This is a genomic window from Streptomyces sp. NPDC015171, assembly GCF_043079545.1.
Classification (GTDB): domain Bacteria; phylum Actinomycetota; class Actinomycetes; order Streptomycetales; family Streptomycetaceae; genus Streptomyces.
The window spans coordinates 42,265-57,145 of sequence record NZ_JBIBUO010000026.1 but is presented as its reverse complement, the minus strand read 5'-3'; the positions used below and the strand labels follow the sequence as shown (position 1 = coordinate 57,145).

General features: G+C 70.9%; 15 protein-coding genes. 1 reads left to right on the top strand and 14 read right to left on the bottom strand.

The genetic code is table 11. The features are described 5' to 3' along the window. Positions 1 to 89 precede the first annotated feature (89 nt). From ACF073_RS38460 to ACF073_RS38445, 4 genes are all read right to left on the bottom strand, one after another. Positions 90 to 425, bottom strand: coding sequence for a helix-turn-helix domain-containing protein (locus ACF073_RS38460; RefSeq protein ID WP_392076151.1), 336 nt, complete (start codon positions 423 to 425; stop codon positions 90 to 92). After that, positions 422 to 1,579 (bottom strand): tyrosine-type recombinase/integrase, encoded by a 1,158-nt coding sequence (locus tag ACF073_RS38455; RefSeq protein ID WP_392076150.1) that lies wholly within the window; start codon positions 1,577 to 1,579, stop codon positions 422 to 424. The genes ACF073_RS38460 and ACF073_RS38455 overlap by 4 nt, the downstream gene beginning before the upstream one ends. A 109-nt stretch (positions 1,580 to 1,688) precedes the next feature. Beyond that, positions 1,689 to 1,985: a hypothetical protein gene (locus ACF073_RS38450; protein WP_392076149.1), complete on the bottom strand. Its 297-nt coding sequence runs from the start codon at positions 1,983 to 1,985 to the stop codon at positions 1,689 to 1,691. A gap of 57 nt (positions 1,986 to 2,042) precedes the next feature. Beyond that, on the bottom strand, positions 2,043 to 3,179 hold the full coding sequence (locus ACF073_RS38445) for an NUDIX domain-containing protein (RefSeq protein ID WP_392076148.1): 1,137 nt from the start codon (positions 3,177 to 3,179) through the stop codon (positions 2,043 to 2,045). A gap of 236 nt (positions 3,180 to 3,415) precedes the next feature. Here ACF073_RS38445 and ACF073_RS38440 point away from each other — a divergent pair, with 236 nt between their 5' ends. Next, a complete protein-coding gene (locus ACF073_RS38440) occupies positions 3,416 to 3,580 on the top strand; it encodes a hypothetical protein (protein ID WP_392076147.1) in 165 nt (54 codons plus the stop codon). Between the two features lie 120 nt (positions 3,581 to 3,700). Here the strand turns inward: ACF073_RS38440 and ACF073_RS38435 are convergent, their stop codons facing one another. The 10 genes from ACF073_RS38435 to ACF073_RS38390 all read right to left on the bottom strand — a co-directional run bounded on the left by ACF073_RS38435 (position 3,701) and on the right by ACF073_RS38390 (position 14,835). After that, positions 3,701 to 5,641: an ATP-binding cassette domain-containing protein gene (locus tag ACF073_RS38435; RefSeq protein WP_392076146.1), complete on the bottom strand. Its 1,941-nt coding sequence runs from the start codon at positions 5,639 to 5,641 to the stop codon at positions 3,701 to 3,703. Between the two features lie 234 nt (positions 5,642 to 5,875). Next, positions 5,876 to 6,988, bottom strand: a complete 1,113-nt coding sequence (locus ACF073_RS38430; RefSeq protein WP_392076145.1) for a hypothetical protein — start codon at positions 6,986 to 6,988, stop codon at positions 5,876 to 5,878. A 4-nt stretch (positions 6,989 to 6,992) separates the two neighbouring features. Further along, positions 6,993 to 9,038, bottom strand: a complete 2,046-nt coding sequence (gene fxlM, locus ACF073_RS38425; protein ID WP_392076144.1) for a methyltransferase, FxLD system — start codon at positions 9,036 to 9,038, stop codon at positions 6,993 to 6,995. Between the two features lie 35 nt (positions 9,039 to 9,073). After that, positions 9,074 to 10,144 carry a lanthionine synthetase LanC family protein gene (locus ACF073_RS38420; protein WP_392076143.1) on the bottom strand — a complete coding sequence of 357 codons (1,071 nt, stop codon included), beginning with the start codon at positions 10,142 to 10,144 and terminating at the stop codon, positions 9,074 to 9,076. Further along, entirely contained in the window at positions 10,141 to 12,180 is a 2,040-nt protein-coding gene (locus ACF073_RS38415; protein ID WP_392076142.1) for a lantibiotic dehydratase family protein, read from the bottom strand. Before ACF073_RS38415 ends, ACF073_RS38420 begins: the two co-directional genes overlap by 4 nt. Before the next feature lie 87 nt (positions 12,181 to 12,267). Beyond that, complete coding sequence (locus ACF073_RS38410) at positions 12,268 to 12,453, bottom strand: FxLD family lanthipeptide (RefSeq protein WP_392076141.1); 186 nt, start codon at positions 12,451 to 12,453, stop codon at positions 12,268 to 12,270. A 129-nt stretch (positions 12,454 to 12,582) separates the two neighbouring features. Further along, positions 12,583 to 13,050: a DUF6082 family protein gene (locus tag ACF073_RS38405; protein WP_392076140.1), complete on the bottom strand. Its 468-nt coding sequence runs from the start codon at positions 13,048 to 13,050 to the stop codon at positions 12,583 to 12,585. A 71-nt stretch (positions 13,051 to 13,121) separates the two neighbouring features. Further along, complete coding sequence (locus ACF073_RS38400; protein ID WP_392076139.1) at positions 13,122 to 13,697, bottom strand: DUF6624 domain-containing protein; 576 nt, start codon at positions 13,695 to 13,697, stop codon at positions 13,122 to 13,124. After that, positions 13,694 to 14,257 (bottom strand): hypothetical protein, encoded by a 564-nt coding sequence (locus ACF073_RS38395; RefSeq protein WP_392076138.1) that lies wholly within the window; start codon positions 14,255 to 14,257, stop codon positions 13,694 to 13,696. Before ACF073_RS38395 ends, ACF073_RS38400 begins: the two co-directional genes overlap by 4 nt. Before the next feature lie 83 nt (positions 14,258 to 14,340). After that, positions 14,341 to 14,835, bottom strand: coding sequence for a LuxR C-terminal-related transcriptional regulator (locus tag ACF073_RS38390; protein ID WP_392076137.1), 495 nt, complete (start codon positions 14,833 to 14,835; stop codon positions 14,341 to 14,343). Positions 14,836 to 14,881 lie beyond the last annotated feature (46 nt).

Genomic DNA, 14,881 nt, shown 5'->3' with positions numbered 1-14,881 from the left:
CGGCTGCACCAGCCAGCCCCACCCCAGACAGCCAGAGCAGTTCCCCACGCGTCCCGGTCGCTTCGGACGCTTCGGCCGTGCCCCCATCCTCAGTTCGGCGGCAGCGACCGCGGCGAACGCCCGGCGCGAGGCACCGGACGCACCGCACCAGAGCCCTCCGCACCGACCGCCTTCGGCGTCTGCTCGACGTCAGCCGGCAGCTGCACCTCGTGCGGCTCGGCCTCCAAGAGATCGGAGACCTGGCAGCCCAACGCGGCACACATCCGATCCAGGTCGTCCAGGCGCACCGTGACCGGCTTCCCACTCCACATCGCCGCGACCTTGCTCAGCGACGGGCTGAACCCGACCTGCCGGAACGCCACCAGCAGATCCGACGGCCGCCAAATGTCACGTTCCGCCGCCGCCCAGCGCAGCTTCCACTTCACCGCAGACTCCCCTTGTCCACCCGCAGACGCTGTACCGCACGGTCAGCCGCCTGCATGCTGGCCAGCTCGGGATCTCCCTGAGCCGTTCTTACATATCGAACCGTGGTCGTGGTCCATTCGTGGCCAAGGACCTTTTGAACCTCCCACAGCGACATGCCCGACTCGTAGTAGTGCGTCGCGCAGGCATGCCGTAGAAGATGCGGATGCAGCCCGGACACTGGGCCGGTCAGATACCGGTCGGAGGCCCTGCCCACCGCCTTGCGGAAGGTCGAAGGCGTCACTGCCGGGGCCACCCTCACGTTGAGCATCGCGACGTTCCCCGGCAGCCGCTCCGAGGGCCACACCGGCGCCAAAGGGTGTTCCGGGTCGTCGCAGAACGAGCCGCGCACCTCCTCGACGTACCACCACAGCAGCTCGCGGCCGGCGGCGAACATGTACGCCTCCCGGGGCCGCGGCCCGGAACGGCGGGCCCCCTTGCCCACGACCTCGAACCGTCCGAACGCCCCGGACTCCCAGTGCAGGTCGCTCATCGTCATCCCGCACAACTCCGAGGCCCGCACCCCGGATATGTACGCCAGTTTCGCCATCGCGTAGTCGCGGCAGGCCACCGCGAACTTCCTGGTGTTCGGCAAATCCGCGCGCCAAGTCGCGAAGAACTCACGTATCGCCCGGGCCGACGGTGGGATCCGCTGGGTGTAGTCGCCGCGGTGCGCAGGCCGGTTGAACGGATCGACGGGCGATTCGACCACCGCGCCGAACCGCCGGAACACCTCCCCGCCATAGCGCTGTTCCAGAAACGCGTAGTAGTGATCGATCCGCGTCACTTTCTGGCGCACCGTCGCGCCCGCCCGCTTGCCAGCCCCGGCGAAGTACTGATCGACGTGCCGTGGCGTGATCCGCCACGGCGGCAGGTGGTAGTAGTCGCAGACTTCGATGACGGGTCGGACCAGGTTCTCCAGCGTGGAGGGTGCAAGCCCCGCCACATCACGAGACCACTGGTACTCCGCCAGCGTGTCGATGAAGAACCGCTCCTCGTCCTGTGAGGAGACCTGCGCACCAGCACGCCGCTGTAGCAGCACCACATCAGCTAGACCAGGACCGGTCACGCCGAGATCCGGGCCAGCCGCGGTCGCCTTCTCAACCGCCGACGGCAAGAGAGTGAGGGGAGTCCTGGATTCCGACACAGGCAGCGAGATTACAGGAGTGACTCCTGAATTTCAGGAGTTCAGCCAGGATTCCAGTGCGGCTTCGATGTGGCAGCACCTACGCGTCTGACGTGCCGGTACACGTCAGCATGCCGACTGAGGCTCTCCTCGAACCCGCGCGTACTCCAGTTGCGAGAACCTTCCCGCTCGCCAGGTGCAGTACGTGCAGGACGCGGCCGAGCGGGTCGAGGACGATCGCGCCGCAGGTGACATGTCCGGTGAAGGTGGAGCGGCTGGCGATGTCGGTGGGACGTTCGAGGGCGTCCAAGAAGGCGCCGAGCTGCTCGCGCTCGTGAGGGTGAAGAGCGAGGTAGGTCTCGATGGTGGTGCGGATGTGGTCGTGCGACAGCGGCATGGGGCTACCTCAGAGGGGCGTGGCGCGGGACGAATCGAGGAGGGGCGGTCGTGCGGGTCAGCTCAGCCGCATCCCCTCCGCCGGGATCTCCTCGATGGCGGCGGCGCGAGCTGCGGGCAGGCCCCACAGCTCGCGTGCGGTGTCCACCGCGACCTGGGCTTGCCGCGCCCCGGGCAGGCCCCAGCCCAGCAGAGCGGCTGCCTGGGCGGGAGTGGCGAGCAGGCGGGCAAAATGGTGGTCGGTGGCGGGGTCGACGGCCGCCGGCCCGATGGCGGTGACCCGGGCGGCCAGGCGGAGCCGGGCGTTGGGCCCCACCCCTCCGTAGACCTCGCCGGTCTCGTCCAGCACCCAGCCCAGTCGCACCGGATCGGCCAGGGTGAGCTGGCCTTCCTCGGCGGCTTCGCGGTGCAGCGTGTCCTCGGGCATCGCATCGGTATCTTCCACAGTGCCGCCGGGAAGCATCGGCAGCGCACCCCGCGGGCCGGGGTCGGCCACGAGGACGATCCGGCCGTCGGGGACGAAGCACCACGCCCATGCTTGCTGCACGGGCAGCCAGTCGGGGACAGGGCCGCAGTGGAGAGGGCTGTCCCACAGGGGCCGATAGCGGACGTGGACGTCGTGCCGGTCCAGCGCCGGGACGTCGAGGATGTGTCGGCCGTCGGCGAGGTGCGCTGTGGCGGTGTTCCCGAGCCGCGCACGGTAGGCGGCGAGCATGATCCGCCCGTCCACAGGCCGCAGCCGCTGCACCGCGTCCCGGGTCTCCAGGAAGGCGTACTCGGACAGCTCCTCGCGCGGCAGGCGGATCGCCTTCACCTGGTCGGGCGTGAGGGTTCCCCCGTCGAAGACGAACCGGACCTCGCCCGGACAGCGCGTGCCGGGAAGCAGATCGGGGTGGTGTGCGGAGAAGGAGTGGACGGCGAGCACGGCCGACAGCGGGAGATCCAGGCCCAGTTCCTCGGTGATCTCGCGACGGCAGGTGATATGCGGGTGCTCGCCGGGTTCAACGACGCCTCCGGGCAGCAGCCACGAGTCGTCCTTGCGGTAGGCGGGGTGCACCAACAGGACCCGGCCGACCTCGTCGGTGATGATCGCGGCGGCGCCGAGCCACGCCGCATGCCGGGATGTGGCGTACTGCGCTGCGGGCAGAGTGGCGCGCGGGGTGACGTGATCCGAAGGGGAGGCGGGAGAGGTCACGTGGCTCTGCCTTTCGGGCGGTGGACGGGCGAAGGTTCAGTGCGGACCGGCGAGAAGTGATCGGGACTACCGCTGCTCATCCGGCGCTGTGGCTGCCTGTGCTGCTGGCGACGATCGGCTGGTCCAGGGTGATGAGGGTGGTGTGTTTCTTGGCGAACACGTGCGGTTCGTGGTCTGTATCGCCGGGGCGCGGCCGGCTGCGGGTGGGCGGTGATGAGGGGGCAGCGGGCGCCCCTGTGGTTGCGCTGCCAGTGCGCGACCTGCTCGGCCATCTCCTGCGCGGCGAGGTGCCCTTGGTCGCCGTAGCCGTGGACGACGAACTTGTAGCGGCCCTTGCCGTCGAGCTGCTCGACGAGCTGGTGGCGAAGCTCGTTTGCGTCGCTGACTTCGGTAGCCGGTGAAGCCGTCACGGCAGTCCTTCCGGGGATTCGTCGGGCGGATGGGGGCGTAGTGCGAAAGGAGCATCGGGAGCGGGGCGGTGTCTCTGCCCACAGGACGGTGGCCTGATGCGGGCCGGGTAATCAGGGGGCGTCGCCGCTCATCCGGCGCTGTAGCTCCCACAGCGTTCGGAACAGCCCTGACTGCTGGGTGAGCTGGGCGTATGTGCCCTCCTGGACGATCCGCCCTTCGTCCAACACCACGATCCGGTCGGCGACAGCCACGTTGGTGAGCCGGTGCGTGATCAGCAGGATGGCGCGGTCCTTGGCCAGTTCGCGCAGGCCGGCGAAGATCCGGTGCTCGGCGCGGGCGTCGAGGGCGGCCGTGGGTTCATCCATCACCAGCAGCGCCGCCTGCCGGTGGAACGCGCGGGTGAGGACCAGGCGCTGCCACTGCCCGCCAGAGAGCTGCTGTCCGCCGAACCACTCGCTGGTCAGGAGAGTGTTCAGGCCCGAGCGGAGCCCGGGAAGCATCTCCGAGGCACCGGACGCCTCGCACGCGGCGAGCAGGGCCGCGTCGCTGGTATCGCCCTGTCCGAAGGTGATGTTGTCGCGCATCGTCAGTGGCAGGTAGGTGAACTTCTGCGGCACCAGCGCGACGTGCTTCCACGACCCCCACGGGTCCAGGTTCGCGGTGGAAGCGTGGTCCCAGGTCACGTCGCCCTCGGTGGGCAGCAGTAGCCCGCACAGCAGGCGCGAGAGGGTCGTCTTGCCGGAGCCGTTCTCCCCGACCAGCGCCACGATCTCCCCGCGCCGCACGTGCAGGGAGACGTTGCTTAGGCTGTCCTTCGGGGCGCCGTCGTAGCGGTAGGTGACGTCGCGGACCTCGAAGCGCTCCGGGGCCGCGGTCACAGGTGCGGTGCCACGTGAGTCGGCCATGGCCTGTCCGTGGGCGTTGTCGAGGAAGTTCTGCCAGTCCTGCACGTACCAACCGGTGCGCACCAAGCGAGCCCCGCCGTTGATGATGCCGCGCACCGAGCCGGTGGCGGTCTGGAGGGCGAAGACGGCGCCGCCGCCGGCCGCCAGGCTCATCCGTCCGGAGGCCAGGAGCCACAGCAGCGCAGCCCACACCGCGGTCGAGGCGATCCCACCGGCCACCGCTCCGGCAAGCCCCATCCAGGCTCTCGTGTTCGCGGCCGTCCGTTCGGCCGCGTTGACCGAAGCCGCCAGCCGCCGGTACCGGCCGATCAGGAAGGGGCCGGCCAGACAGGCTCGCATCTCCTCGCTGGACTCCATGTACGCCATGTGCCAGCGCAGCTTGCCCAGCATCCGGCGCCGCCCGGAGGTCTCGAGCCCGGCGAGGTAGAGCACGCGGGCGGAACGGACGTACGCGGCGGCCTGCGGCAGGCAGGCGAGGAAGAGCAGGGGAAGGAGCACGGGGTGCAGGACGGTCAGCACGGTGGCGCCAGCAGCGAGCGTGGCGGTGGCCGCGAGGACGTCCTGCGCTTCTTCCACGAGGTCGGGGGTGACCTGGGCGCCGCGGTCGGCGATGTCGTACGCGTCGTTGTAGCCGGGCTTGTTGTTGGCGGCCAGTTCCGCGCCGAGCGCGGCCTCGATCATCGTCAGCTCCGCGGCCCGGCCGAGCACGGGGCGGAGACGGCCAGTCAGCCAGACGACGGTGATGCCCAGCAGGGAGCGCAGGCCGGTGGCGGCGGCGATCACGGTCAGCTGCGGGGCGGCGTCCCACAGCCGCTCGGTGATGTCGCCCGAAGAGATCAGCGCGGTGATCGTGCCCGTGACGGCCAGGAGACCGAGAGCGGCGAGGATACCTGTCGCGATCTGGCACACCAGCAGGCCGATGGTCGCGCTGCGGTCCACGCGCCAGGCCATCTGCACCGAGCGCCGCACGAGGGAAGGAAGGCGCCGCGCCATGGTGCGGGAGGTCAGCAGGGAGCCGGCCTGGAGTCTCGACTCGTCGCGGTAGAGGTATTCCTCCTCTCGAACACCGGCCTCCTGCGGTTCGTCGTTAGGCGCGGTCCCCCTGGGTGGTTGCGGCGGCTGGTCCTGCGTAATGGCCGAGGTCATCGTTCCCCCTAGGACGGTCGCTGCGGCAGAGTCATGAGGTCTAACGACACGGCTGCGATATCGAACACACGTCATTCGGTCGTGCTGGGGAGCCCGCTATTTCCTGCATCCAGGAGGCCCATGGACGCGGGATCCCTGGTCTGGCTTGGAGCGGCTGCGGGCATGGAATGGCCGAAACGCCGACACCGCCAAACCGAGTGGGCCGTACGGCGGGGCATCCCGGATCGCCTCCTCCTAGCCGGGAGTTGGATCGGCCTGCAGCAGCTTCTCCAGCTCTGTCTCCGCGTAGCCGACCGCGCCCGTCAGAGCCTCGTGGTGGCGGGCGGACAGGGCACCGGATCCCAGTCCGGCTGCGGCGATCACTGCGTGGAGCGCGTCCCTCACCCGGTCTTCCAGGGCGGACGCGACGACGGGGTGGAGTAGCGCCTCCCGTGCTGCGTAGGCGTCGAGTCGGGCGACGCTGACAACCGAGTCGAGAACGCGGGCGCTATGGCGTCCGGTGCGGTCCAGCTCCAGAGCTGATAGGCCCGTCCGTGTCTGGAAGGCGGCGGTCGGTGGATCCGGCTGGGCGAGGAGCTGTACGGCTTCATCAAGGGTGCGGTCGAGGTCGGATTCCGGGAGAGGAGCGTTTGCGGGCCGGCAGTGGGCGTCCAGGAGGAGGGCGATGGCTCTCTCCCAGGGCTCGACGGGCTGGGTGGTGTCGATCAAGTCGCGGGCCTGCTGATTCAGGCCCTGCTCCATCAGTGCCATGATCTTGATTTGGCGGCCGTCGAGGAGCCGGTTGCCGATGCCACGGTGTTGGGCCATGGCGTCGGCGGCCTCGGTCCATCGCCCGATCTGGGCGAGGGCGCGGGCACCGTCCACGAGCAGGGTGACGTACAGCTCTTGGCACACCGTGCGGTGGTCCTCGTCTGTGCCGGTCAGGGCCGAGAGGTCGACGGTGCGGCCGTCGATGCCGGTCTTGTTCCGGTGTCGGGCAGCGTCGTTGAGGCAGTTCAACAAGCTGTAGGCGAGTTTGCCGTGGCCGGCGCGGGTCTGCAGTCGGGCGAGGTTGACCAGTGGCATCAGCGACATGACGGCGGTCCGTCCGCTGAGGCGTCCGGCGTTGGCGAAGACCTGGTGCTGGCGCCAGCACAGGTCCTCGGCCAGGTCGGGCTGGCCGATGTCGGAGGCGATGAGCGCGGCGTAGTTGAGAACTCCGCAGGTGCGGGCCACCAGGTCGTGGTGGCCCGCACCTGCGGGCGCGACGGTCAGCCCGGTGAGGTGGTTGATGCGCTCATCCAAGGGGAGCGCGGGCGCCTTGGTGCGGCGGACCAGGGGGATGCGGCTGGCTATCGCGGGGATCATCGGCTCAGCCCTTGCGCGCCCAGTCGACGACCAGTCGGCTGTAGGGCTTGTCGACGATGAAGCGCGCATCGTCCCCGGTCAGCCGGTCGCGGGAGTGGGCGACGGCCATCCGGAAGCCCGGTTCGGGGGCGTCGTTGCCGCCGGTCGCGTCCCAGGCACGGATCTCGCTCACGACGTGCTCGGCGAGGTCGGCGCCGTCCGCCCCGTGGCCGATCACGCCGACCTCCCAGTACCGGCCCTTCTCGTCCTCGCCCTCGCGGATGGTCAGGTACGCGAGCGATCCGCCGTCGAGGGCGGCCATGGACCCCCAGCCGAAGTGCGGGGTGAACCCGGGGCGCTGGCCCGGAAGTCGGGACAGGCCGTTGGGCAGCACGCAGGCCAGGTACAGGTACAGCCACTCCCAAGGGGAGCCCTGCCGGAACTTCACCCCGGTGTAGAGCTTGGTCTGCGGCTGGTCGAGGACCGTGCGCAGAGCGTCGCGGTCGATGTCCTGCTCGCTGAACGTCTCCAGGCGGACGTTGCCTTCGCCGGCCATGGGCACGAGGGTGTAGACGTCGTCGCAGACGCCCTTGCGCAGCGGGATGAAGGTGGCCATCTCGCAGGAGACGGTCTTCCACGTGTCGCCGTCGCGTTCGAAGGCGAAGGAGCGGGAGATGCTGCCGCGGATGCGCATCGGCAGCACCAGGCGTCCGCCGGGGGCGAGCTGGTCGAGGATCTTCACGGGGACGTCGCCGGCGCCGACGGTGAAGATGATCCGGTCGTAGGGGGCGTGTTCGGGCAGCCCGGCAGCGCCGTCGGCCATCACCGCGGTGGCGTTGTCGACGCCGGCCTCGGCGAGGTTCTTGTTCGCGCCGGCGACGAGGTCTTGGTCGACGTCGAGGGTCCACACCTGTCCGCCGGGGGAGACGATCTTGCCGAGGAGGGCGGCGTTGTAGCCGGTGGCGGCTCCGGCTTCCAGGACCTTGTGGCCGGGTCGGGCGCCGAGCTGTTCGAGCTGGGTGGCGACGATGGACGGCGCGGAGATGCAGGAGATCATCTCCCCGTGCTCGTCGTGCTTGATCGGGACCGCGTCCTCCTTGTACGCGGCGTCCAGGTCGATGCCGGGCAGGAAGGCGTGCCGGTCGGTGGTGCGGAAGGCGTCGATGGCCGCCTTGGTGCGCAGGTGACCGCTGTCGACGAGTCGCTGGGTGAGGGCTTCGCGCAGCTCGTTGGGGTCGGTTACGGGTGTCACGGTGGTTTCCATCCGAGGGAGGTTAGGGTCCGCCGGGGCGGACTTGCGGGTAGACACGTCAGCTCCTTCTCCGGTGGAGAAGGCGACGTGACGGCCGAGCCATGCGGTGGCGGCCTGGACGTCGGCAGGCACGCCCGCACGGTTGAACGCGAAGATCGCGTGGTGGGCGATGACGCCCCGGATTCCGCGTATCAGTCGGCCGTCGGCGGCGAGCCGGCGCAGGCGGCGGCCGGCGTCCTCGAACGCGGCGACACGTTCGCCCCAGCCCGCCTCCGCGTCGGGGCGCCGGGCGGCGTCCGCATTCATCAGCCGCCGCATCGCGGAGACGGCCTTTTCCAGCGCGGGTCCCTGACGCGGGGAGATGGTGGGCCGCAGGGCGGCCCACCGGGCGTAGACGTCTCCGGCTTCGAACGGGTCCAGCCCGGCCTCGCGGATCATGGCGGACAGCAGCATCACGCTCCTCTCGCGGGCACCGGGGCTGCCGGTCTCCGCGAGCGCGGCCGGGCTGTCGGCGCAGAACACGTCGTGCGCGACCTGCATGCCCTCGGGCCCGCCGAAGGCGTGTGTCTCCGGCTCGTAGATCCCGCTCGTCCAGCCGATGATGTGCTGCTCGGCGACGAGTTGGTCGAGCACGTCGGCGGCGGGCTGTTCGGTGCGCAGGCGCACGCCGGCGTCCTTGCGCAGGAAGTGGAAACGGCGCCCGGTCAGCGCGGTCGCCAGGGCGTGGGCGGCGTCCGTGTGCGGGTCTGGGAAGGCTACGGAGGCGTGCCACCAGGACGTGTCCGGTGGGATGGGCAGGTTCTCGTCGTCGAGGGCCATGGACAGGAATCTCCTTGCGAGGCGGCGGGGAAGGGTCAGGTGAGCAGAAGGACGCGGGTCCAGCCGGTGGTGTCGGTGCCCTTCAGGGCGAGTTGGGCTCCGGCGCGGCCTTCCATGAATCCGGGTTTGGGCAGGCGTTCCCAGTCGGCGGCCAGCCGTTGGTGCAGGTCCGCAATGATCGGGGTGAAGCGTGCGGGTGCGGGGCTGTCGGCGGCGACTGCGCGGGTGAGGGTCAGCAGGCCGGCCCAGCCGTGGCAGAGGGTCGAGTCGGTGATGCGGGCCAGCTGCAGCGGGTCGGTCAGGAGGGTCTCGACGGTGTCCTCGGCCGCTTGGCGCCGGGCGGTGTCGCCGAGGGCGAGCGCGGCGAGTTGCTGGGCGCGGGCGATGCCGGGCTGGCCGTAGCACCAGGACGGTCGGCCCGGTTCCGCTGCGGACGGCTGTTGGACGTCCACATGTGCTGCGGTGACCCAGTAGTGGGCGCCGTGCCAGTCGAGCCAGGTCGTGAACGTGCCGACGGCTTCCTCCTGGCCGGGGACGCTGACGCCGGCGCGCAGGGCGAGGGAGAGCACGGCCAGAGGTCCCGCGATGCCGTGGGCCATGCCGTTGTTGCCGTGCCCGCCGGTCATCTCCTTCCCGTCCGGGCCGACCGGCGACCACCACCCGGGCAGCATGCGGCCGTCACCACGGGCGGGGTGCGCGAGCGCGACCAGGCAGGTGAGCACGTCGGGCAGCCGGGGCGCGATCGGGCGGCGATCCAGCAGCAGCGCGGCGAGCCCGGTCAGGCCGCGGATGAGGCCCCATTCGGCGAGGTGGGGCAGCGCGCCGGCCGCTTGACGGCGGTGAGCGGCGGCGAGCCGGGCATCCACGACGCGGTCGACGGCCGCGCGGACGTGGTCGCCGACCGCGTGGGCGCGGGCGAGGACGAACTCCATGGCGGGTGCACCGTGGAAGAGGGATGCGTTGCTGCCTGTGCTCACCCCCCGGGCGGTGGCCTGGGCGAGGTGGCGGCGGGCGGTGGACAGGTCGTGGCGCTCGATGTCGAGCAGGGCCATCCCCAGGGCGCCTTCGGACAGGTCCTGTGTACGGGGAGCGGTCGTCGTTGTCATGAGCGCCTGGCCAGGGGCAGAACGATGCTGTGGGCCCGGCCGCCGATCCACCCGTCGGCGTCCGGCGGGGGCGCCTCGTGCAGAGTGGCGATGCCGAAGGGGTTGGCGTCCAGGTGCGCGCGCAGCAGGTCCAGGTCGACGTCGCGAGTGAGGTCAAGAGGCAGCTGTTGGTCATCCTCGGCGAGCAGGACCTGCTCCGGCACCCGGAAGCGGCCCCGCCAGGCGTGGAGTTGGTTCGCCCACTGCTGAAGCGGTGCGGTGCGGTCAGGCAGTGTCCGGCTGCGGATCTTCCACCGGGCGGCCGTGAGGATGGTGCGGCGGTAGGTGAGGGCCGGGGTGAAGGGCAGGGTCCAGGCGGCGCCCCAGTCGAACCAGGTCACCTGCGGGGTGGCGGCCCGGCTGATCTCGCCGAGGAAGCGGGCCATGGGCGGGGTGTAGTTGTTCCACAGGAAGTTGACGGCGGTGGGGGCCAGCAGCTCAAGTCGCTTGCCCGTCGCGGACTCCACCAGCTGTGGGCGGCCGTCGGTGACGGTGACCGACAGGTCGCGGGGGAAGAGGACGTGCGGGGCGGGATGGCGGAATTCGCCGACGCTGACGATCCGGGGCAGCGCCTGCGGCGCGCGGGTGAGCAGGTCGGCCGGGATCCGCCCGGCGTGGAAGGAGAGCTGCGCCAGTTGTGCCTCCGGATCGACGGTGGGCAGGTGGGTGTACGTCGCCTCGGTGCCGGGGAACAGGTGCCAGAACCGACCGGTCATGGAACCGGCTGAGCGGGAGACGGTCACAACGCGCAGCCGGAAGTCGCCCCCGTCAAGGGCTGGAAGAGAGGCGGCGTGGACTTGGGCGGCGAGTTCGAGGTGGGGCGCCAGGGCGTGGGGCTTGTCGCCGGCTGCCGCTTCCAGTTCCTCGATCATCGCCCCGGTCACCGCGACGGTGCGGTTGCCCTCGGCGGCGGCGGTGCCGGCCAGCTCCAGCAGCAGGCGGTCGCGCCGAGACATCGGCCGGGGCGGTTCGCTCGCGGTGACGAACCCATCTGGGAAGCCCACCCCCCGGTCGGGGTCCGTGGCCATCTCCACCGGAACGTTGGTGTTCTCGCCGTAGCGCTCGGTGAATTGCTCGATCCACCGGCTCCAGGTCGGTGTCCCGTTCGGATGGGTGGCCAGGCGAGCCAGGACGGTCGCCGCGGTCCCCGCTTCGGCCAGCACCTGATTCGGCAGCCGCACGTCGGCGTCCAGCCGCAGGTCGCAGGCTGTCCGCAGGCCGGCTGCCGTGGTGTGCGCCGCATGCGGTAAGACGACCGTGGGGTCGGCGACGGTGGCGGGTGCGCGCAGTGAGGAGCGCAGCAGCCGCACCCGCAGCAGTTCGCCCAGGAGCTGATGGCATGCTCTCTCGCCCACGGTGGGGAACTCCGCGGCCAGCTTGTCGACCAACTGCCGGTACGGGATCGGAGAGCGGGCGAGGTCGAGCACGAGACGCAGCGCGGGGCTGAGGACGAGGCGGAACTCGGCGTCGCCCTCGGACGGCACGTGGATGTGCTGGCCGCGCTGCCGGGTCAGTGTGTTCACGCACACCTCCGTGTCGGCCATGTGCGCGGCGTTGCTCTCCCAGGCACGGAGCATCTCGTCGAGCCCGACCGGGTCGGGGCGGGGCACGGCCTGGTGCTCCTCGCCGAAGCGGACGGAGGCGGCCGGGCCGAAGGTGAGCGGGGCGACACCGGCGAAGCGGCCATAGGGGGTGGAGCGGCGGGCGTAGCGGATCGCGTAGCGGGCGGTGGCCAGGGCCGCCCGGCGCATCCGTCGCACCTTCGGTGTGCGGCCGTTAAGGATGGCCTGCACCTGCTCGGCCAGGTGAGGGCTTGCCTCCGACACGGTTCGGCGAAAGGCGGTGTCGGACCACACCGTGCTCAGCCATGCGCGCCACTGTTCCACGGGTTGCGTGGACGTCGGCCAGGGCGGCATGGCGGGCTCGCTCGTGTGAACCGCGGCGCGCAGCAGGGCCTGCCCGGTGCCCTCGTACAGGTTGGGCCGTCGCCGTGTCATCGACGCTCTCCTTTCTTCTGGCGTGGCGGGCGGTGCGGGCCGGAGGGGCAGAGCCCCGTCCGGCCCGCACTGCCGGGGCGGCCCGGCTTACGAGGTGGTGCAGGCGCTGGGGCAGGAGCTGCCGCAGGTGTCGCCCGTGCTGCACATCAGGGCCGTCTCGGTCGCCGGCGTGCCCTCGATGAAGGTGATGTCGAGCCCGAACGGGTCGTCGTCGGACTTCACGAGGTCCGCCTGCACGAGTGCGGTCGGCCTCTCGGTCTGGATGGCGGTCACGCTTGCCTCCTAGGAGTGGTGGATGGTGCGGAATACCGAGACCCGGTCGGGTCCCGGAGATCGGTGCCAGACGGCGGTGGCCGGCGAAGTCGCCTGACCCGCGGTGTCTGGGGTAGGCGTGCGGTGCCGTCAGGCCGCTGCGGGCTGCGCCTGCGCGCGGTGCTTCGCGGCCTGGTCCAGCACCTTGGTGAAGTGCTCGGCGCGCTCATCACCTTCGGCCTCCTGGGTGCGGAGGTCGCCGAAGCGCTCCCAGTAGCGCCGACAGACGTCGCTTTCCATCAGCTTCGCGGCCTGGAACGGCAGGTGGCCGTGACGGACGAAGCCGAGGCGGTCGCGCAGGCTGAGGATGCAGACGAGCTGGTTGGCTTTCACCAGCTGCATGTACTCCTCGACGTCCATGTCCTCGGGCGCCCAGAGCTTGGCGAGGTCGGGGTTGGTGGACAGTTGCGCCAGCCAGTCGAGCTGGTTGCGCGTGAGGACGGCGTCGTTCCGCTCGCTCTGGTGCCGCGCGTTCTGATTCAGCCGGGCGACTCCGACCGCGGCGCTGGTGAGGGAGAGGGCGGCGCCGACGGTGAGGACGGCGGTGGTGAGCTTCACGAGGAGAACAGTCCTTTCGGAAGGCGAGGTAGTGGACGAGCGTCCAGCCGACGGAGGGGCAGCGGCTGCGTTCATGCGACCTCCCGGAGCGCGACAGCAAGGGCGTCCTCGGCGCGGTGATCCGGGGCGTACCGGCGGCGCACCGCTTCCAGGGCGACGGCGATGGGGGGCAGCCCCACGCTGGCCCTTCGCTCGTCCAGCAACTGCGGCGCACGCACTGGGCACAGCACGACGCCGTCAGCGCGGAGGAGGAACTGGGTGCCGTATATCTGGACGCGCCCGCTATTGACCAGGGCGCGGTCGTGCAGGTGCGCCCAGTGCTGGACGAGCGCATCGCCGGCCCGCACCGCCCGCTCCAGCAGGGTGGTGGCGGCGCGCTGGAAGTCGGGTGCGTCGTCGCTGTGAAGAGCGATGCTCCAGGCGGCGCGGGCGGCGGCAGGGCCGACGAGGCGGTGGCCGGGCCAGTCGTGCTCGGCCAGGATGCGGCGCAGCACGTTGGTGTTGGCGTGGTCGGAGTGCCGGCCCTGGCCGAGTTGGACGGCGTCGAGCTGGTTGCGCGCTCGTTGGGCCCGGCGGGTGGCCGCTTCTGCCGCGCGGGCGAGCAGCTCGCGGGCAAGGTCAGGCCGCTGCGGTCCGGCGGTCCTCACGCGCTGCCCCGATCGTCCGAGACTGCCCGTGGCTCGTCGACGCGGCAGCCGATCAGCGCACTCAGCCCGGACCGGCGCTCGGCGGCGAGTTGAAGGCGGGCGACTCGGTCACCCTCTCGTCCGGTGCCGGTCCCCTGTGCATCCCAGCCCATGTCGGTGAGCCGGCGCAGCAGGATGGAGGTGGGCTGGGCGTCGAGGGCGTGACGGGCCAGTGTTTCGGCCCGTACGAGGGGGAGGGCGAGGCGGGCGGCGAAGTCGGATGCCCACAGGGTGATCAGCCGGGTGATGTCGTCGGACTGGCCGGGCAGGGTGTGGAAGCAGCGGAAAAAGAGGCACGGCCCCTCGCCCCATCCCAGGGCGGGGTCGCGCTCGGGGATCATGCAGGCCAGCAGCTTCCCGTCCTCGAACATGCCGGCCGGCCGCGTCTGAGGGTCGCGGAAGAGCGCCGGGACGTCGGTTCTGGCCGGTACCGGCAGACCACGCAGGGTGAGCCAGCGCTGCCGGTCATCGACGAGGGCGGCAGCTTCCTTCCGCTCTGCGTCCGTGCGTAACGAGCGCACCTCATATACGGCGGCCAGGGGCGCCGGGGCAAGCGGTGCCGCAGCCGTTCGCTCCTCACCATGCGTGGGAGCCGGGGGCCTGCTCATCGGTCCGCTCCGCTCCGCGTCGCGTGGGCTTGCCCGGCCGTCAGCAGCTTCCAGCCGTGCGCCAGGATCACCAGCCGGGTGGTGTCCTGTGCGGCCGTGTCGGCGAGGAGCTGGTCGAGTGCGGCACGCAGGTCGGCCGGGGCGATCTTGGCGGCGACGGCGATGGCGCGGGCGTCGCTGTGCTCAGCGACGGCTCGCAGCAGCAACAACTGCTCCGGGCGGAGTTCCGGCGCCGGCCTGTCCACCGTAGGAGGGGCCACCTGCTGCGCGGTGAACAGACGGTGCACGATCACCGGAAACTTGCAGCGGGACGGACAGTGCAGGCTCTCGCGGATGTCGCGGAGGTACTGGCGGACGGTCACGGGCGACAAGACGGTCTGCGTGGCGATCTCTTGCGCCGTGAGGCCGTTCGCGAGGTGCTGGGCGACGCGTTTCAGGGCCGGCGTCAGGGGTGTGATCGGTGCGTGAGCAGTCGGCACGGGCGGGGTCACGGTGTCTCTTCCTCGGCTGGGCGGATGGTCACGGGGAGGGGTGCCG